Annotated in this window: 1 protein-coding gene; it reads left to right on the top strand. The window is 63.8% G+C overall.

Annotated elements, in window-relative coordinates; translation table 11 throughout:
• A partial coding sequence (locus RhoFasB10_RS25885) for a hypothetical protein (protein WP_206031389.1) occupies positions 1 to 428 on the top strand: 428 nt, incomplete at both ends.

Genomic DNA, 428 nt, shown 5'->3' with positions numbered 1-428 from the left:
ACCGAGATCTTCGCCGAGGCGACCTATACCGACATCGACCTGCGCGCCAACGGTGGCACGCCGCGCACCTATGGCACCACGACCGGCAACCCGACCAGCTGGTTCTCGCGCAACACCGGCAACACCGTCAACCAGTTCCTGTACCCGTTCCTGGGCCCGAACAACGAGTACAACCACGCCAGCCCGCAGTTGAGGGCCATGATGGGCGGCGTGGTCGGCCTGAACTACCTGCTGCAGGATGCCGGCCCGAACTACTTCGGCCAGCGCAATACCGACAAGAGCTACCGGGTGCTGGCCGGCGCACGTGGCAATGTGGGTGACTGGAACTGGGAAACCGCCTTCGCCAGCGCGGGTACCCACTCCACCACCTACCAGACGATCAACGTCAACACCAAGGGCTTCGAGAAGGCCTTCGGCCCATACACGAT

Source organism: Rhodococcus sp. B10, assembly GCF_011770055.1.
Lineage (GTDB): Bacteria > Actinomycetota > Actinomycetes > Mycobacteriales > Mycobacteriaceae > Rhodococcoides > Rhodococcoides kyotonensis_B.
This window is presented reverse-complemented; position numbering and strand designations above follow the sequence as displayed.